This window comes from Pantoea sp. Ap-870 (assembly GCF_011752515.1).
Taxonomy (GTDB): Bacteria; Pseudomonadota; Gammaproteobacteria; order Enterobacterales; family Enterobacteriaceae; genus Pantoea; species Pantoea dispersa.
In genome coordinates, this window is record NZ_VWXG01000001.1 from 1,028,578 (window position 1) to 1,048,599 (window position 20,022).

17 protein-coding genes are annotated in these 20,022 nt (G+C 58.2%); 7 read left to right on the top strand and 10 right to left on the bottom strand.

Features of this window, described 5'->3' with window-relative positions; all coding sequences use genetic code 11:
* Positions 1–183 precede the first annotated feature (183 nt).
* From asr to rstA, 4 genes are all read right to left on the bottom strand, one after another.
* Positions 184–660 carry an acid resistance repetitive basic protein Asr gene (asr, locus tag F3J41_RS05035; protein ID WP_071813568.1) on the bottom strand — a complete coding sequence of 159 codons (477 nt, stop codon included), beginning with the start codon at positions 658–660 and terminating at the stop codon, positions 184–186.
* Positions 661–863: 203 nt separating this feature from the next.
* Complete coding sequence (locus F3J41_RS05040; RefSeq protein ID WP_125308779.1) at positions 864–2,351, bottom strand: carboxypeptidase M32; 1,488 nt, start codon at positions 2,349–2,351, stop codon at positions 864–866.
* A 12-nt stretch (positions 2,352–2,363) separates the two neighbouring features.
* Positions 2,364–3,674: a two-component system sensor histidine kinase RstB gene (rstB, locus tag F3J41_RS05045; protein ID WP_021506114.1), complete on the bottom strand. Its 1,311-nt coding sequence runs from the start codon at positions 3,672–3,674 to the stop codon at positions 2,364–2,366.
* Complete coding sequence (gene rstA, locus F3J41_RS05050) at positions 3,674–4,396, bottom strand: two-component system response regulator RstA (protein ID WP_021506113.1); 723 nt, start codon at positions 4,394–4,396, stop codon at positions 3,674–3,676. Before rstA ends, rstB begins: the two co-directional genes overlap by 1 nt.
* Before the next feature lie 175 nt (positions 4,397–4,571).
* Between rstA and F3J41_RS05055 the strand changes: the two genes are divergently transcribed.
* Positions 4,572–4,985, top strand: coding sequence for a hypothetical protein (locus F3J41_RS05055; protein WP_021506112.1), 414 nt, complete (start codon positions 4,572–4,574; stop codon positions 4,983–4,985).
* Here F3J41_RS05055 and F3J41_RS05060 read toward each other — a convergent pair whose 3' ends face one another.
* Complete coding sequence (locus F3J41_RS05060; protein WP_166710116.1) at positions 4,986–6,377, bottom strand: basic amino acid/polyamine antiporter; 1,392 nt, start codon at positions 6,375–6,377, stop codon at positions 4,986–4,988.
* A gap of 206 nt (positions 6,378–6,583) precedes the next feature.
* Positions 6,584–7,540: a DUF1471 family protein YdgH gene (ydgH, locus tag F3J41_RS05065; protein WP_021506110.1), complete on the bottom strand. Its 957-nt coding sequence runs from the start codon at positions 7,538–7,540 to the stop codon at positions 6,584–6,586.
* 538 nt (positions 7,541–8,078) lie between these two features.
* On the opposite strand from ydgH, the gene pntA reads away from it, so the two are divergent.
* Both pntA and pntB read left to right on the top strand, forming a co-directional pair.
* Positions 8,079–9,611, top strand: a complete 1,533-nt coding sequence (pntA, locus tag F3J41_RS05070; protein ID WP_152391027.1) for a Re/Si-specific NAD(P)(+) transhydrogenase subunit alpha — start codon at positions 8,079–8,081, stop codon at positions 9,609–9,611.
* A gap of 11 nt (positions 9,612–9,622) precedes the next feature.
* Positions 9,623–11,011, top strand: coding sequence for a Re/Si-specific NAD(P)(+) transhydrogenase subunit beta (gene pntB, locus F3J41_RS05075; protein WP_088515812.1), 1,389 nt, complete (start codon positions 9,623–9,625; stop codon positions 11,009–11,011).
* Positions 11,012–11,087: 76 nt separating this feature from the next.
* Here the strand turns inward: pntB and uspE are convergent, their stop codons facing one another.
* Both uspE and F3J41_RS05085 read right to left on the bottom strand, forming a co-directional pair.
* Positions 11,088–12,044, bottom strand: a complete 957-nt coding sequence (gene uspE / locus F3J41_RS05080; RefSeq protein WP_058758505.1) for a universal stress protein UspE — start codon at positions 12,042–12,044, stop codon at positions 11,088–11,090.
* Between the two features lie 119 nt (positions 12,045–12,163).
* Positions 12,164–12,916 (bottom strand): FNR family transcription factor, encoded by a 753-nt coding sequence (locus F3J41_RS05085; RefSeq protein ID WP_031279133.1) that lies wholly within the window; start codon positions 12,914–12,916, stop codon positions 12,164–12,166.
* Positions 12,917–13,213: 297 nt separating this feature from the next.
* On the opposite strand from F3J41_RS05085, the gene smrA reads away from it, so the two are divergent.
* On the top strand, positions 13,214–13,780 hold the full coding sequence (gene smrA / locus F3J41_RS05090) for a DNA endonuclease SmrA (RefSeq protein ID WP_152391026.1): 567 nt from the start codon (positions 13,214–13,216) through the stop codon (positions 13,778–13,780).
* On the opposite strand, the gene F3J41_RS05095 is transcribed toward smrA, so the two are convergent.
* Positions 13,777–14,697: a LysR substrate-binding domain-containing protein gene (locus F3J41_RS05095; RefSeq protein ID WP_021506104.1), complete on the bottom strand. Its 921-nt coding sequence runs from the start codon at positions 14,695–14,697 to the stop codon at positions 13,777–13,779. The genes smrA and F3J41_RS05095 overlap by 4 nt on opposite strands.
* A gap of 324 nt (positions 14,698–15,021) precedes the next feature.
* On the opposite strand from F3J41_RS05095, the gene F3J41_RS05100 reads away from it, so the two are divergent.
* Together F3J41_RS05100 and F3J41_RS05105 are read left to right on the top strand one after the other, a co-directional pair.
* Positions 15,022–16,356: an aromatic acid/H+ symport family MFS transporter gene (locus tag F3J41_RS05100; RefSeq protein ID WP_152391025.1), complete on the top strand. Its 1,335-nt coding sequence runs from the start codon at positions 15,022–15,024 to the stop codon at positions 16,354–16,356.
* Positions 16,357–16,444: 88 nt separating this feature from the next.
* A complete protein-coding gene (locus F3J41_RS05105) occupies positions 16,445–17,785 on the top strand; it encodes a VOC family protein (RefSeq protein WP_150058129.1) in 1,341 nt (446 codons plus the stop codon).
* 68 nt (positions 17,786–17,853) lie between these two features.
* On the opposite strand, the gene F3J41_RS05110 is transcribed toward F3J41_RS05105, so the two are convergent.
* Positions 17,854–18,288: a DoxX family protein gene (locus tag F3J41_RS05110; protein WP_058769762.1), complete on the bottom strand. Its 435-nt coding sequence runs from the start codon at positions 18,286–18,288 to the stop codon at positions 17,854–17,856.
* Between the two features lie 191 nt (positions 18,289–18,479).
* Between F3J41_RS05110 and F3J41_RS05115 the strand changes: the two genes are divergently transcribed.
* On the top strand, positions 18,480–20,003 hold the full coding sequence (locus tag F3J41_RS05115; protein WP_152391024.1) for a carboxylesterase/lipase family protein: 1,524 nt from the start codon (positions 18,480–18,482) through the stop codon (positions 20,001–20,003).
* The last annotated feature ends 19 nt before the right edge of the window (positions 20,004–20,022 follow it).

Sequence of the window (20,022 nt, forward strand, 5' to 3'; positions counted from 1 at the left end):
GTAATCAGCACGCTACAACGACTAGATAAAAAAGCTGGCCGCAATAATGCCGCACAGAATCATGACAATCAGGATAATTTCGAAGCGATAGCGACGCACCATTTTTCGCTACTCCAGTAAATAAACACCCGGCAGAACCGGGTGTTTTCAATCATTAATGCGGTGTTGGCGCGCAAGGCAACCTTATTTAGCAGCTTTTTTCGCTTTGTGGTGCTTTTTAGCAGCCTGAGCTTTCTGAGCAGCAGGTTTGGTTACTTTTTTGTGGTGCTTTTTAGCAGCCTGAGCTTTCTGTGCAGCTGGCTTGGTGGCTTTGTGGTGTTTTTTAGCAGCCTGGGCTTTCTGAGCAGCTGGCTTGGTGGCTTTCTTGTGGTGCTTTTTAGCGGCCTGGGCTTTCTGAGCAGCTGGTTTGGTGGCTTTCTTGTGGTGCTTTTTAGCCGCCTGCGCTTTCTGAGCCGCTGGTGCTTTCTTCTCTACTTTCTTGTGCTTTTTGGCAGCCTGCGCTTTCTGAGCAGCGGCTTTTTTGTGGTGAACAGCTTTGTGCTTAGCCGGTGCAGCGGTAGTTGCAGCAGCAGCAGGAGCAGCAGTTGTTGTCTCAGCAGCGAAGGCTACAGAAGACAGACCCATAGCAGCGGCGATCACCAGCGCAAATAATTTTTTCATTGCAAAACCCTCGAACTATTTTTTCATGTGTAGCCCACTGCGGGGCCGGTGAATGCACTATATGTAAAACAATTCGCGCCTTCAGTGAGGGAATGGTATCGGCGTGTAACGGATTGTACAAAGCAGGAAAACCGGGCAGGGCGGGGATAATTGCGGATCACTCTCCGCGGAAAAAACGGCGGCCGGGCAGGCCGCCGCACGAATCAGGCAGAGAGATAACGCTGTTCCAGATGCTGACGGAAATAGTGTGGATTAAGCGCTTCGCCAGTGGCATTGATCAGCAGCTGCTGCGTCGGGAAGCGGCTGCCGTGCTGCCAGATGTTCTGCTGCAGCCAGTCAAACACCGGTTGCAGTTCACCCTGCTGAATCAATTCGTCCACCTGCGGAATGGCGCGCTTTACCGCCTGGAACAGCTGAGCGGCGTACATCGCGCCCAGCGTGTAGGTCGGGAAGTAGCCGAAGGCACCGTCGGTCCAGTGAATATCCTGCATGCAGCCGTCGCGATAGTTGCCGCGCGTATCAATACCCAGCGACTGCTGCATTTTTTCATCCCACAGCGCCGGAATATCCTCGACTTCAATCTCGCCTTCAATCAGCGCCCGCTCGATTTCGTAACGTAAAATCACGTGGGCCGGATAGCTCAGCTCGTCGGCATCAACGCGAATGAAGCCCGGCTTCACGCGCTGGGTCAGCCGAATAAAGTTGTTGCGCTCCAGCGCCGGCTGGTCGCCCATCAGCGCCACCACCTGGGGATGAATATGCTGCAGGAAGGCGTGACTGCGCCCCAGCTGCATCTCCATAAACAGGCTTTGCGATTCATGCATCGCGGTCGAGCGCGCCAGCGCCACCGGCTGTCCGCGCCACTGCTGTGGCAGATTCTGCTCATAGCGCGCATGGCCGGTTTCGTGGATCACGCCCATCAGCGCGCTGAGAAAATCGTTTTCGTTGTAGCGTGTGGTGATACGCACATCTTCCGGTACGCCGCCGCAGAACGGGTGGGCGCTCACGTCCAGCCGGCCGTGATTAAAATCAAACCCTAACGTAGCCATCACGCTCAGGCCGAGCTGTTTCTGCGATTCAATGGCGAAGGGACCGACCGGCTGGGCAATCGGCGTTGCCTGCTGGCGGGCTACCGCTTTTTGCAGCAGATCCGGCAGCCAGCTTTTCAGATCGCCAAAAGTGCTGTCGAGCTGCGCGCTGGTCATGCCTGGCTCAAACACATCCAGCAGCGCATCGTAGCGTGATACGCCGAGCGCATCGGCGCGCAGCTGTGCCTCTTCGCGGCTCAGCTTCACCACTTCTTTCAGGTTAGCGCTGAAGCCCTGCCAGTCATTGGCCGGACGCTGACTGCGCCACGCGTGTTCACAGCGCGAGCCGGCCAGCGATTTGGCTTCCACCAGCGAGGCCGGCAGCAGCGTTGCCTGGCGCCACGCGCGCTGCATTTCGCCCAGATTGGCCTGCTCCACATCGTTCAGCGACTCCTGTCCGGCGGCGTCAAACAGCCCGCCGAGGCGCTTGTCGGTCAGCAGCTCGTGCATAAATACGCTCAGCTCTGCCATCGCTTCTCCACGCGCCTGGCTGCCGCCCGGCGGCATGGTGGTTTGCATATCCACGCCGGCAATCGCGCCCAGATGGCCAAAACGCGCCAGGCGCTGAAAGGTGCGGCTAAGTTCCTGATAAGCTGCAGTCATGTAACAAGCTCCTTATGAAGGTAAGCGCGGCGTCACGTCGCGCAGGGGGAGATCAACCGGCCAGCAGAAGCGCACGCAGGCGCCGCCCAGCGGACTGCTCTCAATCGAGACCTGGCCCTGCAGCGCCTGCGCAATAGAGTGCACAATCGCCAGACCGAGGCCGCAGCCGCCGGTGGCGCGATCGCGGCTGGGATCGAGCCGTACGAAAGGCTCGAATACCCGCTGGCGTTCATCCGGCGGAATGCCCGGACCATCATCTTCAACCTGCAGATTGCCGATGGCGCCGTCAAACCACAGGCTGACACGCAGCCGCTGCTGCGCATAGCGCAGGGCGTTATTCACGAGGTTATCCAGCACGCGCTCCATCAGGCGCGTATCTGCCGCGCCAATGTTTTCCAGCTGCGGAATATCCAGCGTAATGTGCGTCTGCGGATTCATGGTCTGCACGTCAGCGATGTGCACGCGCAGCCACTGGGCCAGATCGAAAGATTGCAGATTGAGGTCAACGCGCGGCCGGTCGAGGCGCGCATAGGTCAGCAGCTCCTCAATCAGGCTCTCCAGCTGGCCGACGTCACGGTTCAGCGCCGCCGACTCTGCCGCGCTGAGGTTTTCACTCATCTCCAGCCGGTAACGCAGCCGGACCAGCGGCGTGCGCAGCTCGTGCGCGATACCGTCAATCAGCTGTTTTTTACTCGCCACCAGCGTATTGATGTTGTCCGCCATCTGGTTGAACGCCACGCCAAGGCTGTGCAGGCTGGAGGTATTTTCAAAATGGGTGCGCACGTCAAGCTCGCCGCGACCAAAACGCTGAGCCGCTTTCTCCAGCCGCTGCATCTCCTGCCAGTGCGGGCGCAACCAGATGAACACCGGCAGCGCCAGCGACATGCCAATAAACGCCAGCAGGGCGATATCAAGGATGCGCATCTGGTGCAGATAAAACAGGTAAGGAATCGGTCCGACCGACAGCACATAGTGGCTGCGCGGGATGTGCTGCAGGAAGGTGTACTGATCGTCGAGGGCGACGATCTCACCGGCGCGCAGCCGCTTCATGTCGGCTTCGTCCAGCTGATACTTGCTCATCGGTTCGATGTGCAGCTCAAAGGATAAATCGAGATCGAGATTGCGGATGGTTTTGTTCCAGTCGCGCGGCGGGATCTCACGCAGTTCGCTGCGCATCAGAAACAGCGAGCTGGCCATCAGGTCGTTCATCGACTGGCGTCCGGCGCGCTCGGCGGTGAATTTGTACACCAGACCCACCAGCAGCGTCATCACCAGGAAGCAGACGAACAGCAGCAGATAGAACTGAATGAAGAGCTTTCTCATCAGGAGCGGGTATCCCAGGCCTGCGGCGCGAACAGATAGCCTTTGTTACGGATGGTTTTGATGCGGAACGGCTCGGTGGCGCTGTCGTACAGTTTCTTGCGCAGGCGTGAAATGGCGACGTCGATGCTGCGATCCATGCCGTCATAGCTCACGCCGCGCAGGGTTTTCAGCAACGCGTCACGGTCGAGAATTTCTCCGGCGTGGCTCGCCAGCTCCCACAGCAGATCAAAATCGGCGGTCGAAAGGGTGATGGGTTCGTCGAACAGGATCACCTGGCGGTTGAGCGCATCAATGGTGAGCGAACCAAACCGCAGCACCTTTTGCGAGCTCTGCACGGCGGGTGCGGCTTCCGGTTTGGCCACGTGCGCCTGGCGCAGATGCAGGCGCAGGCGCGCCAGCAGCACCGCCGGCGGCGTGGTTTTCAGAATATAGTCATTGGCGCCCATCTCCAGCGCCAGAATGTGGTTCATGTCGCTGTCGAGCGAGGTCAGCAGCACAATCGGCCCCTGCCAGTGCGCACGCAAATCGCGGCACAGCGTCATGCCATCTTTGCCCGGCAGCATGATATCCAGTAACACCAGATCCGGATCGGCGGCGAGAATGGTCGCTTCCGCGCGATCGCCGCGCGTCTCAACCAGCACCTCAATATCGTGGCGGCCAAGATAAGCCGCAATCAGTTCGCCGACTTCCGGCTCATCTTCCACATAGACAATTTTGTTCATAATGCTCTGTCATGGCTGAGAATGTCAGCAGCATAGCTTTTCCTGGTCCTGAGCTCTACGCTACCGCACGAATTATCCTTGTCTTACTGGTATGTACACCGTGAAATGTGCCATTATTACCGGCGCGTTCTGGCGCAAGGTTCGGAATCGTACTGAAAACAGGAGGAGTGCGAGGGTGTCTGATAAAGAGCTGGCTTCAGCCGGATACAGTGACCGCATCTGCTTCAACTACAGTGACTTCCTTTCCGCTTCCTGCAAAAAACGCTGGAGCTTTGTCGATGCCATTTACGGCGTGATGCCAATTTTTGGCATGGTGACGCGCAAGTCCGGGCACAGTTTACAGGCCAGCGACGACCATCTGAAAGAATTAGCATTACAAATCATTTCAACCCAGGTCAGCGACGAAATTAACATCGCCCGACTGATCACTCTGGCCGAACAGCAGCACATTAGCCGCTTCGATATTCAGCTGCCTTATCCGCTGTCCGCTGAGCAGCTTGACGCCATCCATCTGGAATACCGCAAGCCACTCAATCTGACACAGCAGAATGATCTGCTGTGCGTTTCTATTCCCTTACAACCGCACTGATTAGCGCGTCAGCTGCCACAGCGCGGGCAGTGAGGCGGCAATTAACAGCACGATGGCGATGCGCTCCAGCGCAAACAGCGGTTGATCGCCGCGGCCACCGCGTCGTGCATACAGGAACAGCAGCAGGCCCGGCGCGTAAAGCACCACCGACAACAGCAGATGCAGCGGCCCCGAGGCGTACAGCAGCCACAGTCCATAGGCGCTGGCACCGAGACCGGTCAACAGGGCCAGCGGTTTGTGCTGACCACGTACCACTTTGACCAGATACAGACCGACCAGCAAATAGGGCACGAGGATCATTTCTGAGGCGATAGTCAGCAGCGTGTTGTAATCCGCGCCGGTAACCGCAATCAGAATCAGGCACACCTGCACGCTGCCGTTAGTCAGCCACAGTGACGCCGCCGGCGCGTTATGGCGGTTCTGCCGGGCAATGCTGCGCGGAAACGCACCCTGCTGCGCGGCGAGGAACGGGATTTCCGCCGCCATAATGGTCCAGCTGAGATAGGCCCCGCACACCGAGATAATCAGGCCAACCGCAATCACCGCATCGCCCCAGTGACCGAGCAGCCGTTCCATCAGACCGGCCATCGACGGATTGCGCATCTGCGCCAGTTCCGCACGCGGCACCACGCCAAGCGACAGCAGCGTCACCAGCAGATAGACCAGCAGCGCGGCCAGCACCGCCAGCAGCGTGGCGCGCCCGACATCTTTTTTGTGCCGCGCGCGGGCGGAGACCACCACCGCGCCTTCCACACCAATAAACACCCACAGTGTGATCAGCATGGTTTGTTTAACCTGCTGCCACAGCGGCTGGCCGAGCGCGATACCGTCAAAATCAAAACGGAAGCGATCGTAATTAAATGCCAGTAGCGCCAGCACCACGAACAGCAGCAGCGGCACCAGCTTGCCGAGCGTCGCCAGCAGGTTGATACTGGCTGCGGTCTGGACGCCGCGCAGCACCAGCCAGTGCACCAGCCACAGCAGCACGGAAGCGCCGAGCATCGCCTGCCAGGTGTTGCCATCGCCAAACACGATGCGATCTGGCGTATCGGTAAAGAAGCTCAGCGCCGAGAACACAATCACCAGATACGAGACGTTAGCAATTACCGCGCACAGCCAGTAGCCCCATGCCGAGCAGAAGCCGGTCAGCTCGCCGAAGCCGGCGCGCGCGTAGGTGAAGATGCCGCCATCCAGTTCCGGGCGCAGACGCGTCAGCAGCAACATCGCCAGCGACAGAAAGAGGATACCGACACCGGTGATCAGCCAGCCGATCAGCAGCGCCGCCGGACCGGCAACCGCCGCCATATTTTGTGGCAGGCTAAAGACGCCCGCGCCGAGCATCGAGCTGAGCACCAGCGCAGTGAGCGCGCTAAGACCTAATTTTTTATCCAAAACGCCATTCCTGAGCAGCAGAGTGTGCTGGGTAGTAGTTGTTCAGCCAGAGTGTAACGTGGCAATCAGTCCCGTTTAAAACGGAATACCCTGAAAACAGGCGGCAGATTTTACGGAGAGCGAACGGTGAAGGCAATGCAAGACTATGCAGATTTGCACACGGATTATGCAAACGGCAGGGCGACGGGCGCCGCCCTGCGCGGGGATTATTTAAACAGGTCAGCGGTGACGGTCAGGTTGCCGCCGCTCTGGTTCTGCCACTGGCGCGTAATGTGATAATACTTCGCGCCTTTAGCGATGGCGCGTTTGCCCACGGCTTCTGAGATTTCGGTTGGCGTGCCGAAGTGATCGGAGAAGGAGATGGTGTCAAACGGCTGCATCTGTGCGGCCGTGATCGCATTGACTTCCTGCACGCTGCGGCCATCCGGCTGCGTCACCGTATAACGCTGACCGGTAGAGCTTTGGGTTTCAAAGAAACGACCCACGCTGGTGCTTGGCGTATCTGAGGAAGCAACGCCAGGGATTGCCACTTTCTTCGCCGCTGCGCCGCCCGCAGCCAGGGCTGCTTTACCGGCTTCTGAATCGGCCGGAATGGAGTCAGACGTATCCTGCACCACGCGCGCTTTGGCATCGGCTTTATACACGTAGGCGGTCACGTACTGGTTGCCACCGTTGTTAGCATCCACCTGACGCACAATAAAGAAGGAGGCCGCGCCTTTGTTTTTCGCCGCTTTGGCGATGGCTTCGTTCACGTCCGGCTGGCTGGAGAAGAAGCCGCTAACGGACACGGTATCAAACGGTTCCAGACGATAGGCTTCGGCTTTTGGCAGCTCTTTCACGCCGTTGAACATCCGGTATTGCGTGCTTTGCTCCACTTTAGCCGCGTTGGCTTTGTACAGATCGGCGGTAACGCGCCAGTTGCCACCGTTACCGTTGCTGTCGTTGATGCCCTGCACGTAGAAAGAGTCCGCGCCTTTGGCGTCGGCGGCTTTAGATACGGCGTCTGTTGCATCGCCAATTGCATTAAAACGGCCGCTAATATTGATGCGTTCGAATGGTTTTAACGCGGCCGCTTGTTCTGGCGTTAACTCTTTGGCAGCAAACGCATTGGCTGCCAGCAGTGATAACAGGGTCGACGCCAGAATGGTGTTCTTCAGCTTCATAAAAATGATCCTTCGCCTTACGCAAATTGAGTACGAAAACGTGCTGGACTCTTGATGTATAACAGATTAGCCGCTGATTATTGCATGTAATAATCGGCCTGTCTCAGCCAATTTATGCGCATAACATTGACAATCCCAGCATTTTATTCATCGGCCTGTCATCTTTCGCTGTTATGGCTTTTTTTTGGTCAGCTTACCGCTTTAACCGGTATCGCTTAGTACCATAATAGTTAACGCATTGTTAAATATAGGTTTTTAAAAACAGTTAATTCGTCATGACACGATTAGGCACAGCAGATTATTTTCCATAATGCCGCAAACCTGGTCGCATCCCGCGGTATTCATCGCTGGCATCTGAATATCTGTGTGAATGTCATAAGTGTGCGTTATGGCGCTAGATCGTCCTGGGCATTTTCAGTAGGTTATAAAGACTTTGTTACATAGTGCATTTCGCTCATAAAAAGCTGAAACAGCGTTTCGGCTTTTAAGCATGTGCCCCTTACAGAACCTCATCCTTTAATCATGGAAAGGAAACAGTATGTTAATTGGGATACCCAAAGAGCGGTTAGCTAACGAGTCCCGCGTCGCAGCGACGCCAAAGACCGTTGAGCAGCTCGTTAAGCTGGGATTCAGCGTCACCGTTGAGCAGGGCGCCGGTCTGCGCGCCAGCTTTGATGATGACAGTTTTATCGCCGCCGGTGCCAGCATCAGTCATCCGCAGGATGTCTGGCAGTCCGACATCGTGCTGAAGGTGAACGCGCCAGACGACAGCGAGATCGCCCTGATGCGCGCGGGCAGTACGCTGGTGAGCTTTATCTGGCCAGCACAGAACCCGGCGCTGCTGGAGAAATTAGCCGCACGCAACATCACCGTAATGGCGATGGATTCCGTACCGCGTATTTCACGCGCGCAGTCGCTGGATGCGCTCAGCTCGATGGCGAACATCGCCGGTTACCGTGCCATTGTCGAAGCAGCCCATGAGTTTGGCCGCTTCTTCACCGGGCAAATCACCGCCGCCGGTAAAGTGCCACCGGCCAAAGTGATGGTCATCGGGGCTGGCGTGGCAGGTCTGGCGGCGATTGGCGCGGCGGGCAGCCTCGGTGCCATCGTGCGCGCCTTCGACACCCGTCCGGAAGTGAAGGAGCAGGTGCAGAGTATGGGCGCCGAGTTCCTTGAACTCGACTTTCAAGAGGAAGCGGGCAGCGGCGACGGTTACGCCAAAGTGATGTCCGAGGCCTTTATCAAGGCGGAAATGGCGCTGTTCGCGGCGCAGGCGCAGGAAGTGGACATTATCGTCACCACCGCGCTGATCCCGGGCAAGCCGGCACCGAAGCTGATCACCGCAGAGATGGTGGCCAGCATGAAGCCGGGCAGCGTGATTGTTGATCTCGCGGCAGCCACCGGCGGTAACTGCGATCTGACTGTCGCCGACCGCGTCACGCTGAGCGACAACGGCGTCAAAATCATCGGCTACACCGATCTGCCGAGCCGGCTGCCAACGCAGTCCTCGCAGCTGTACGGCACCAACCTGGTGAACCTGCTGAAGCTGCTGTGTAAAGAGAAAAACGGCGAGATCGTGGTTGATTTTGACGATGTCGTGGTGCGCGGCGTCACGGTAATTCGTGACGGCGAAGTGACCTGGCCTGCGCCACCGATTCAGGTCTCTGCTGCGCCACAGGCCGCAAAACCTGCCGCACAGCCGCAGGTGAAAGCGGCAGAGAAGCCCGCTGCGCCGTGGCGCAAATATCTGCTGCTGGCGCTCGCGGTAGTGCTGTTCGGCTGCCTGGCCAACGTCGCGCCAGCGGAATTCCTGTCGCACTTCACCGTGTTCGCGCTTGCCTGCGTCGTCGGGTATTACGTGGTGTGGAACGTCAGTCACGCGCTGCATACGCCGTTAATGTCCGTCACCAATGCCATCTCCGGCATTATTGTGGTGGGCGCGGTGCTGCAGATGGGCCATGGCGGCTGGGTCACCTTCCTGGCGTTTATCGCCGTCCTGATTGCCAGCATCAATATCTTCGGTGGTTTCACCGTCACCCAGCGCATGCTGAAAATGTTTCGTAAGAATTAAGGGGTAACAACATGTCTGGCGGATTAGTGACTGCAGCATACATTGTTGCCGCAATTCTGTTTATTTTCAGCCTGGCCGGGCTCTCGAAGCATGAGACCTCAAAGCAGGGCAATATTTTTGGTATCAGCGGCATGGCGCTGGCGCTGCTCGCCACCATTTTTGGTCCGCACAGCGGCCACGTGGCGTGGATTCTGCTGGCGATGGTGATCGGCGGTGCAATTGGCGTTCGTCTGGCGAAGAAAGTCGAAATGACCGAAATGCCGGAGCTGGTGGCGATTTTGCACAGCTTTGTCGGTCTGGCGGCGGTGCTGGTCGGGTTCAACAGCTACCTTGACCACGCGCCCGGGCTGTCAGCGGTGATGGAAAATATCCATCTGACCGAAGTGTTCCTCGGCATCTTTATCGGCGCGGTGACCTTCACCGGTTCGGTGGTGGCATTTGGCAAACTGCGCGGCAAGATCTCCTCAAAAGCGCTGATGCTGCCGCATCGCCATAAAATGAATCTGGCGGCGCTGGTGGTCTCATTCCTGCTGATGCTGTGGTTTGTGCGTACCGACAGCACCGCTGCACAGGTCGTTGCGCTGCTGCTGATGACGGTGATTGCGCTGGTGTTCGGCTGGCATCTGGTGGCGTCGATTGGCGGTGCGGATATGCCGGTGGTGGTCTCGATGCTCAACTCCTATTCGGGCTGGGCGGCGGCGGCGGCGGGCTTTATGCTGAGCAACGACCTGCTGATCGTCACCGGTGCGCTGGTGGGCTCCTCCGGTGCCATCCTGTCGTACATTATGTGTAAAGCGATGAACCGTTCCTTTATCAGCGTGATTGCCGGCGGGTTCGGTACTGACGTGAGCGGTGCGGATGCGGGCGAAGAAGCGGGTGAACACCGTGAGATCAGCGCGGAAGAGACGGCAGAACTGCTGAAAAACTCGACCTCGGTGATCATCACGCCGGGCTACGGGATGGCGGTCGCCCAGGCGCAGTATCCGGTGGCAGAGATCACCGAGAAGCTGCGCGCGCGCGGTATTAAGGTGCGTTTCGGTATTCACCCGGTAGCCGGTCGTTTGCCGGGGCACATGAACGTGCTGCTGGCGGAAGCCAAAGTGCCGTACGATGTGGTGCTGGAGATGGATGAGATCAACGATGATTTCAGCGATACCGACACCGTGCTGGTTATCGGTGCCAATGACACCGTCAACCCGGCGGCCCAGGACGATCCGCGCAGCCCGATTGCCGGTATGCCGGTGCTGGAAGTGTGGAAAGCGCAAAACGTCATCGTGTTCAAACGCTCGATGAACACCGGCTATGCCGGGGTGCAGAACCCGCTGTTCTTTAAAGAGAACACCCAGATGCTGTTTGGCGATGCCAAAGCCAGCGTCGAAGGCATTCTGCGCGCGCTGTAGGAAACGAAAAGGGCGGTGATGTCACCGCCCTGACAAGCTCAAACCGGGGCGGCGCAGGATGGCCGCCCTGTGTTATTTAATCCTCTTCATCTTCCTCATCGTCGAGGTCAATCGGCGATTTGAAATCATCCGGCTTAATCGCCAGCAAATCACAGCGCAGGTGATCGATCACCTGTTCAGCGGTATTGCCGAGAAACGCAGCTGACAGACCGGTACGACCGATGGTGCCCAGCACCACAATCCCGGCGTCGAGATGCGAAGCGATATCCGGGATGACTTCTTCCGGCAGGCCCTTCGCCACGTGAGTGAACTCCTCGCCGATGGAGAATTTCTGGCGCAGCGCTTTCATCGCCACCAGGTGCTGGCCGCGAATCGCATCGTTATAGACGCTGGGATCAAAATCCGGCAGTTCGATGGCAATGTTAATCGGCGTGACAGGATAAGCGCCCACCAGATGCACCTCGGTGTGATTCACCATTTCGGCCAGTCGTGTGGTCTCGCGGATCAGTTTTTGATTAAGCTCATCATGATGCGGTTCCTCGCTGGCAAGATTTACCGCCACCACCGCTTTGCCGCCTTCCGGCCACGGCTGGTCTTTGACCATCCATACCGGGCACGGGCACTTACGCAGCAGGTGCCAGTCGGTGGGGGTGAAAATCACTGCTTCCAGACGATCGTGCTGGTGCGCCATCTTCAGGACCAAATCATGCTGATGCGCCAGCACTTCCTGAATGATGGCTTCGTACGGCCGGTTATGCCACACCACTTTGATCTCGATATCCACGCCGGCTTCCAGATAGGCCTGCGCCTGTTCGCGGATCCATTCGGTACGCTGGCTAATCACCCCTTTGCGCATGTTGACGCGCTCGTCGGGCGACAGCAGGGTGGTCATTTCGTAGGAGAAGTCGTAGATAGGCAGGAAGGCTTTGATTTTTCCGCCGATACGTTGATTGAGATACACCGCACGCCGCAGCGCCGGCTGGTCGTCCTGCTGAGCATCAATCGCCACCAGAATATGCTGATACCGGGACATAAGGCACTCTCCTCAAACCAAAGCGAAGTTGGATTAAAGATAGCCTAAGATGGCGCAGGGCAGAAGCGGAAAAGTTGTTGCCGGATCAATAAAATAACATTTATCGACCCGGCAGGCGGTTACGCTGCCTGATCGGTCTGGCCGGCCAGTTCAGCCAGCAGCGCATGGTTTTCGATGGTGATATATTTGCCTTTCACCGCCAGCATGCCGCTTTTCTGGAAACGTCCCAGCAGACGGCTGATGGTTTCGACGGTGAGTCCCAGATAGTTACCGATGTCGCCGCGCGTCATGGTCAGGCGGAATTCACGCTGTGAGAAACCGCGCTGGCCGAAGCGGCGCGACAGGTTCCAGATAAACGCCGCCAGACGCTCTTCCGCGTTCTTTTTCGATAACAGCAGGATCATATCCTGATCGCCTTTGATCTCGCCGCTCATCAGACGCATCATCTGCTGACGCAGCGCCGGCATTTTACCGGACAGATCGTCGAGGGTTTCAAACGGAATTTCACATACCATGGCCGTTTCCAGCGCCTGAGCGAAGCTCGGATGATGCGCGCTGACGATGGCGTCAAAGCCCACCAGATCGCCCGCCAGATGGAAACCGGTGATCTGTTCATCACCCTGTTCGGTAATGGTGTAACTTTTAATGGTGCCGGAGCGGATAGCATAAAGGGATTTCAGTTCATCACCGGCTTTGAACAGCGTCTGGCCTTTCTGAATCGGCTTTTTGCGTTCAATAATATTGTCCAGCTGATCCAGTTCATGTTCGTTCAGCGTGAAGGGAATACACAACTGGCTGATACTGCAATCCTGACAGTGGATGGCACAACCGCCAGACTGAATACGTCGAATGCTGCGTTTTTCCGGGATCATATAGGTACGCTCGATGATTATTGACTGTCGTCAATTTTAACATTTTTCTTTGTCATGTGAACTCATCCGAGCAGTAATAATGATCAAAACCGCACAAATGCTGGGTATTCGCGGCTTTGATGTCTGCAAATTACCAGCCGGTTTTTGATCTGGAACGTTTTCTTTCCATATTTACATCCGGACACAACCTGATCCCGCGCAGAAAGTGACGGATGTGATAGCCGATAACCTTTGCTACTATTTTGCTTTCGGGTGGCATGTTGCGCCCGATTCACCACCAGGCGTGAGGAAAACACCATGAACCTTGATGATGAAGACCTTTTCCGCGATGCCATGGGTGATGTAACCCCGTTAAAAGATTGCGCCAACACCCAGTGGCTGCGCGCGCCGTCAACCAAAGCGCCGCGCCAGCAGCCGCATGACGACGCACCGGACAACTTCCTGACGCGCGGCTTCCTTGAGATTATCCCGCGCGACACGCCGCTGGAATACAAAGCCGATGGCATTCAGCAGGGCGTGCTCGATAAGCTGCGGCTGGGCAAATATACGCTGGACGCCAGTCTTAATCTGTTACGCCAGCCGGTGGAGACCTGCCGGCAATCGCTGTTTAGCTTTATGCTGGAAGCGCGCAAACAGGGCCTGCGCAATCTGCTGATTATTCATGGCAAAGGGCGGGATGATGAAGCGCACGCCAATATTGTCCGCAGCTACGTGGCACGCTGGCTGCGGCAATTTGACGACGTTCAGACCTTCTGCAGCGCGCAACCGCAGCACGGTGGCAGCGGTGCAGTTTATGTCGGGCTGCGCAAAACCGATCGCGCGCGCCTCGACAATCGCGAACGCCACGCCAAACGCAGCCGTTAACTGTGAAATTTGCGGATGGTGGCCATCAGCACTTCCGCGCTTAGCGAGAGCGAGTGGCCACTGCGGGTAATAATGCCCACCGGCTCGCCGGGGCCGGGCGATGCGATGGGCAGTGCGCTGAGCGCATTGTGACTTAAATCTTCCTTCACCGCGCCGGATGGTACAAACCACACATAGTCATAACGCAGCGCCAGCTGGCGGGCCAGCGAGGTGGACGAGGTTTCGACACAGTTGCCCGGCAACGAGCAGCCTTGTTCATCCAGCATGTGCTGGGCAATACGCCGCGGCGCGGTGCCTTCAGGCGAAATCACCACCGGCCACTGCATGGCGCGGGAGAGCGTGACGTTGTCACTTAAGAGCGGGTGCTCCGGTCGCACCACCAGCTTGAGCGATTCGAGAAACAGCAATTCGTAGGTCAGGCCGGTCATCATTTCGCTGTCCGCCATACGGCCAATGCCAATATCAAACTCCCCGGCGCGCAGGCCAGCCAGCAGCACATTATTGTGCAGCGTGGCCACCTGTACCGTGGTGTTCGGCTGCTGTTCATGGAAGCGATCCAGAATTTGCGGCAGCATCCCCATGGCGGCGGTGGTGAGGGCGCCAAGGCGGATCACGATTGGGCGTCCGGAAACCGGCGAGTTGAAACTTTGGCCGGCGTGGTTAAGCGCATCCAGTACTTTCACCGCGTGGGTCAGGAACTGTTCTCCCAACGTCGTCAGCTGAGCACCGAGGCGACCGCGCTCAAACAGACGGGCGCCCGCCAGTTCCTCCAGCTCATTCAGCGTCTTAGACAGCGCCGGCTGACTCAGATTCAGGGTTTCCGCCGCGCGGCCCAGCGTGCCCTGTTGCGCGACTGCCACAAAGGTGTGTAAATGGCGCAGACGAATGCGCTGATTAAAGAGATGATTTTTGTCCATAAACGCCAGCGTAATGAGTCAGAGCGGTCAGCGGCAAGTGGCTGACCGGGATTCTGTTAACTTACCTGCAAAATTATATTAACAAAAACGGTCAGCGTGAGAAGTTTTAGTAAGTGGCTGTATTGGTTGGCTTTATAAATAACCGGGTATCCAGGCGCGTTTCAGTACTCAACATTATCAGTCGCTTAGCGGGTAAAATGTTGAATAATTCTCAATTCCACTTAAAAATCCTGCCCGTTATTGTTAACGATGCGCTATCATAAGCGCCGTTTTTTTTTACCAAAACTGATGACCTATTAGTGATAATCCTGCAGGAGTGGTACCGTGACCAGCGCTGAAGCCATTGACGTCCGCCAGCTCATCAACCAGAGCGCGTTAAGCAGCTGGCAGAAGCGTTTGATTGCGCTGTGCTTTGTCGTGGTGGCGCTGGATGGCATGGATATCGCGCTGATGGGCTTTATCGCGCCGACGCTGAAAGCCAGCTGGGGCGTGACCAATCATCAGTTGGGGATGGTGATCAGCGCGGCGCTGATTGGCCTGGCGCTGGGTGCTATGGTGGCTGGACCGCTGGCCGATCGCTACGGCCGCCGCGTGATGATTCTGCTCAGCGTGCTGTTTTTTGGCCTCTGGACGCTGGCGACCGCCATGGCGCAAAACATCGAACAGATGATGCTGTTCCGCTTCCTTACCGGTCTGGGACTGGGAGCGGCGATGCCCAACGTCGGCACGCTGGTGGCTGAATACGCGCCCGAGCGGCGTCGCTCGTTTATTATCACCGTGGTGTTCTGCGGCTTCACCTTTGGCGCGGCCTCCGGCGGTTTTGCCGCCTCGTGGTTGCTGCCGCGCTATGACTGGCATTCGGTGATGCTGATGGGCGGCGTGCTGCCGCTGCTGGTGCTGCCGTTTCTGCTGCGCGGCCTGCCGGAGTCAGTGCGCTTTCTCATCAGCCAGCGCGCGCCTGCTGCGCGCATTCACGCCATTCTGGCGCGCATGCTGCCGGGCAGCGTCCGGCCTGACAGCCATTTTCAAAGCAGTGAACCGCTGGCCGCGCGCCACGGTGCAGTGGCCACCGTCGTCTCACCCCGCTATCTGTTTGGCAGCCTGATGCTGTGGGGCGGTTACTTCATGGGGCTGTTTCTGGTCTACCTGATCGGCAGCTGGCTGCCATCGCTGATTAACACACTGGGCATGTCTGTCACCGAAGCGGCTATCGTCACCGCCATGTATCAGGCGGGCGGCACCGTTGGCTCACTGTTTGCCGGCTGGCTGATGGACCGCATCAACGCCAATCTGGCGCTGGCCATCATTTACTTTTGCGGCGGCATCGCCATCGTGGCGCTCGGGTTTTCCCCGGCGCAGGTCGGGTTGATGAGCGCCATCGCCTTCTGCAGCGGCTTCTGTTTTAACGGTGCCAACACCGGCATGAATGCACTCTCGGCCAGTTACTATCCCACCCATGCCCGCGCGACCGGCTCCAGCTGGATGCACGGCGTTGGCCGCATCGGCGCAATCATCAGCGCCTTCGTCGGCGCTGAGCTGCTGTCCCTCGGCTGGTCGTTTAGTCAGATCTTTCTGCTGCTGGCGCTGCCGGCGGCGCTGACCACGCTGATGCTGATACTGAAATGCCGCTTTGGTGACCGGCCGCGCGCCACCGAGTGACAGGGCGATCACAGTTCCGCGAAAATGTTACCCGCCGCTAAAGGGTTGATCTACAGTAGCAGCAACCCTTTAGCCCAAGGTGATGACCATGGATAACTTTCTCACCCGCGATGCCATCCGCACACTGTTTTCTCAGGCCATGTCGGCCATGTACCAGCAGGAGGTGCCGCAATATGGCACCCTGACGCAGCTGGTTACCGCCGTTAACGAACGCACCTTAGAAGCGCAGCCGGCGCTGAAAAACCGTCTGGCCGCCGCCGATGAGCTGAGCCGGCTCGGCGTGGAGCGTCACGGTGCTATTCGCGTCGGCACTGCCGCAGAGCTCAGCACGCTGCGGCAGATGTTTGCCGTGATGGGGATGGAGCCGGTGGGCTATTACGATCTGTCACAGGCGGGCGTGCCGGTGCACTCTACTGCCTTTCGCCCGGTCAGCGACAGCGCGCTGCGGCGCAATCCCTTCCGCGTTTTCACCTCGCTGCTGCGGCTGGATCTGATCGACGATGCCGCACTGCGCGACAAAGCCGCGGCTATCCTGGCGGCGCGCGACATCTTCACGCCTGGCTGCCGGGCACTGATCGCGCAGCATCAGCAGCAGGGCGGTCTCAATGCTGCCGATGCCGCCCGCTTTGTTCAGGAGGCGCTGGAAACCTTTCGCTGGCATGCGCACACCACGGTGGACAGCGCCACCTACCGCGCGCTGAGCCAGCAGCATCGCCTGATTGCCGACGTCGTGTGCTTCCGCGGCTGCCACATCAATCACCTGACGCCACGCACGCTGGACATCGATCGCGTACAGGCGCTGATGCCTTCGCGCGGCATCGAACCGAAAATCCTGATTGAGGGGCCGCCGCCGCGCGCGGTGCCGATTCTGCTGCGCCAGACCAGCTTCAAAGCGCTGGAAGAGGCGGTGCATTTTAATGATGGCACGCCTGGCACCCATACCGCGCGCTTTGGTGAAATTGAGCAGCGCGGCGCGGCGCTTACGCCTAAAGGCCGCGCGCTGTACGACCGGCTGCTGGCGCAGGCCGGTACCGGCAGCGATAACCAGCAGCATCAGCAGCACCTCAGCGCGGTGTTTCGTGATTTTCCTGATGATGAACAGACGCTGCGCGAGCAGGAGCTGGCGTGGTTCCGCTACCGTCTGACGCCGCAGGGCGAGCATCAGCCGCCGCGCGCCGGGGAAACCGTGGCGCAGCTGCTGGCCGCCGGCCGTTTACAGGCGGAACCGATTGTCTACGAAGATTTTCTGCCGGTGAGCGCGGCCGGCATCTTCCAGTCGAATCTGGGCAACCAGACTCAGGCGCGCAGCGCTGGCAATGCCAGCCGTGCCGATTTTGAAGCCGCGCTCGGTGCCGCCGTGCAGGATGAGATGGTGCTGTATCAGCAGACTCAACAGCGCAGTCTGGCGCGCTGCGGCGTGCAGGAGTAGGGCGTAAAAAAGCGGCCTGAAAAGTGACAGGATCACTTTTACAGGCCGGCTGGTTTTCTTTCTAATGATTATTGCAGGCGTGCGTCGCGCACCAGCGTATATTTTCCGGCACCCAGGAACAGGATGGCCAGCGCGCCCAGCAGGTAAAGCGCTTCCGTTTCCAGCGACCAGGCGCCGACATCGGTGCGATGCCAGAGTGCGCCCATTTTCACCAGCAGCGTTGCGACTACCATGTTAACGGCAATGATAAAGGCCGCCGGGCGCGTCAGCAGGCCAACGATGACCATAATGGGTGCCACAATTTCCCCGATGTAAGCACCGTAAGCGATGAAACCTGGCATGCCTTTGACGCTGAGCAGATGGGCGATCCAGCCGACGCCATGAATCGCCTTAAACTCGCCATGAAACAGCAACAGCCCGCCGAAGGTTAAGCGTAACAGCAATTTACCGAAATCCGGGTGATCGCTCATCCGGGTGAACAGCTGATTGATGCCAGCAAACATCGCGTCTCTCCGTCACGCCAGGTTAACTTGCAACCATAAAACAGAATGCACCGCTGCAGTTAACCAAAAAATTTGATGAAGTTGTTCAATGAATCGGTCGCTTATTCGGCTTAATCTGCAAATGCTTGCAGAACATAGACATTCCACTGAGGCCTGCAAATAATGGAATCAGGCTTTACCAGGAACCCGCAATGAAAAATGAACGACGTCTGAGGATCATGACGGCAGAAGGTGAACTCAGAGGCCTGATGGATGATGAACTGTTTACCTTTAAAGGAATACCTTATGCAGCGCCGCCGGTTGGCGCACTGCGCTGGCGTCCGCCGCAGCCGGTGGTACCGTGGCAAACGCTGCGCGATGCCACCGCGTGGGGCGATGCCAGCTGGCAAAATCGTGATTACTGCGTGGCGGCCGGCGGCGGCGATCCGGGCCGCTTCAGCGAAGATTGCCTCTATCTGAATGTCTGGACGCCGGATGTCGAACCCGCTACGCCGTTACCGGTGATGGTATGGCTGCACGGCGGTGGCTTCAGCATCGGCGCCGGCAGCCTTGATCCCTATCGCGGCAAAGCGCTGGCGGCGCAGGGCGTGGTGGTGGTGACACTCAATTACCGCCTTGGCCATTTCGGCTTTTTCGCGCATCCGGCGCTCGACGCCCAGTATCCGCCGGGCAAGGTGGTCAATAATTTTGCGCTGCTGGATCAGATTGCCGCGCTGCAGTGGATTCAGCGCAACATTCCGGCATTTGGCGGCGATCGCCATAACGTCACGCTGTTTGGCGAATCGTCCGGCGCGCGCAGCGTACTGTCGCTGTGCTGCTCGCCGCTGGCCGAAGGACTGTTTCATAAGGGCATCGTGCAAAGTGCCTACAGCCTGCCGGACGTGCCGCATAAGCAGGCGCAGCAAACCGGCCTGCAGGTGGCAGCGCATTTCAATCTGGCCGCGGATGCCAGTGCGGAGCAGCTGCGCGCACTGCCGGCCGACAGTTTCTGGCCGCTGGAGCGACCGCTGGCGCTGGGGCCGGTGGCCATCAGCGGCGATGCGGTGCTACCCAGACCGATGCTCGACACCTTTATGGCGGGTAAACAGCATCGCGTGCCATTGATGATTGGCAGCAACAGCGATGAAGCCAGCGTGCTGGACTACTTCGGCGTGGATGCCCGCAGCGTGTTACAGCAACTGCGCAGCAAAAGTCGCCTGAGTTATCGCCTGCTGAGGTGGCTGTACGATATCCATGATGACAGCCTGCTGGGGCGCGCGGTGGCGCGCGACATGGCGTTTACCGTCATGCCGCTGCTGGTGGCACAGTCACAGCACAGCATCGGCATGCCTGCGTGGCGTTACTGGTTTGATTATGTGTCAGAAAACGCGCGTCATCTCTATCCGCACGGCACCTGGCACGGCAACGAAATTCCTTATGTCTTCAATACGCTCGCGACGCTGCCGCCGCCGGGTGACTGGCATTACAGCGCCAGCGATATCGCCTTTGCCGGTCGCGTCAGCGCCTGGTGGGTGGCCTTTGCACGGGATGCCAGTGAGTTCAGCCATCGGCTGCGGCTCGACGGAGAACCTGACTGGCCGGTATGGCGGCCAGGGGAAGATTTGACTCTCGCCTTTGGCCACGACGGTAAAGCGGAATCGGTGCTGAAGGCGCGATTTATGCGCGGCCGTCTGCGTCTGTTTCGCCTGATGATGCGCAGCCACGTTAAACTTTAATAAGCCTGCTAATCATGTA

What these genes read in the sequence shown, in the direction of transcription:
- uspE (WP_058758505.1), bottom strand. Translation starts at nt 12,044, where the DNA reads ATGTCCCGGTATCAGCATATTCTGGTGGCGATTGATGCTCAGCAGGAC.
- rstA (WP_021506113.1), bottom strand. Translation starts at nt 4,396, where the DNA reads ATGAACAAAATTGTCTATGTGGAAGATGAGCCGGAAGTCGGCGAACTG.
- F3J41_RS05115 (WP_152391024.1), top strand. Translation starts at nt 18,480, where the DNA reads ATGAAAAATGAACGACGTCTGAGGATCATGACGGCAGAAGGTGAACTC.
- F3J41_RS05095 (WP_021506104.1), bottom strand. Translation starts at nt 14,697, where the DNA reads ATGGACAAAAATCATCTCTTTAATCAGCGCATTCGTCTGCGCCATTTA.
- F3J41_RS05040 (WP_125308779.1), bottom strand. Translation starts at nt 2,351, where the DNA reads ATGACTGCAGCTTATCAGGAACTTAGCCGCACCTTTCAGCGCCTGGCG.
- F3J41_RS05085 (WP_031279133.1), bottom strand. Translation starts at nt 12,916, where the DNA reads ATGATCCCGGAAAAACGCAGCATTCGACGTATTCAGTCTGGCGGTTGT.
- F3J41_RS05110 (WP_058769762.1), bottom strand. Translation starts at nt 18,288, where the DNA reads ATGTTTGCTGGCATCAATCAGCTGTTCACCCGGATGAGCGATCACCCG.
- ydgH (WP_021506110.1), bottom strand. Translation starts at nt 7,540, where the DNA reads ATGAAGCTGAAGAACACCATTCTGGCGTCGACCCTGTTATCACTGCTG.
- smrA (WP_152391026.1), top strand. Translation starts at nt 13,214, where the DNA reads ATGAACCTTGATGATGAAGACCTTTTCCGCGATGCCATGGGTGATGTA.
- F3J41_RS05105 (WP_150058129.1), top strand. Translation starts at nt 16,445, where the DNA reads ATGGATAACTTTCTCACCCGCGATGCCATCCGCACACTGTTTTCTCAG.
- pntA (WP_152391027.1), top strand. Translation starts at nt 8,079, where the DNA reads ATGTTAATTGGGATACCCAAAGAGCGGTTAGCTAACGAGTCCCGCGTC.
- rstB (WP_021506114.1), bottom strand. Translation starts at nt 3,674, where the DNA reads ATGAGAAAGCTCTTCATTCAGTTCTATCTGCTGCTGTTCGTCTGCTTC.
- asr (WP_071813568.1), bottom strand. Translation starts at nt 660, where the DNA reads ATGAAAAAATTATTTGCGCTGGTGATCGCCGCTGCTATGGGTCTGTCT.
- pntB (WP_088515812.1), top strand. Translation starts at nt 9,623, where the DNA reads ATGTCTGGCGGATTAGTGACTGCAGCATACATTGTTGCCGCAATTCTG.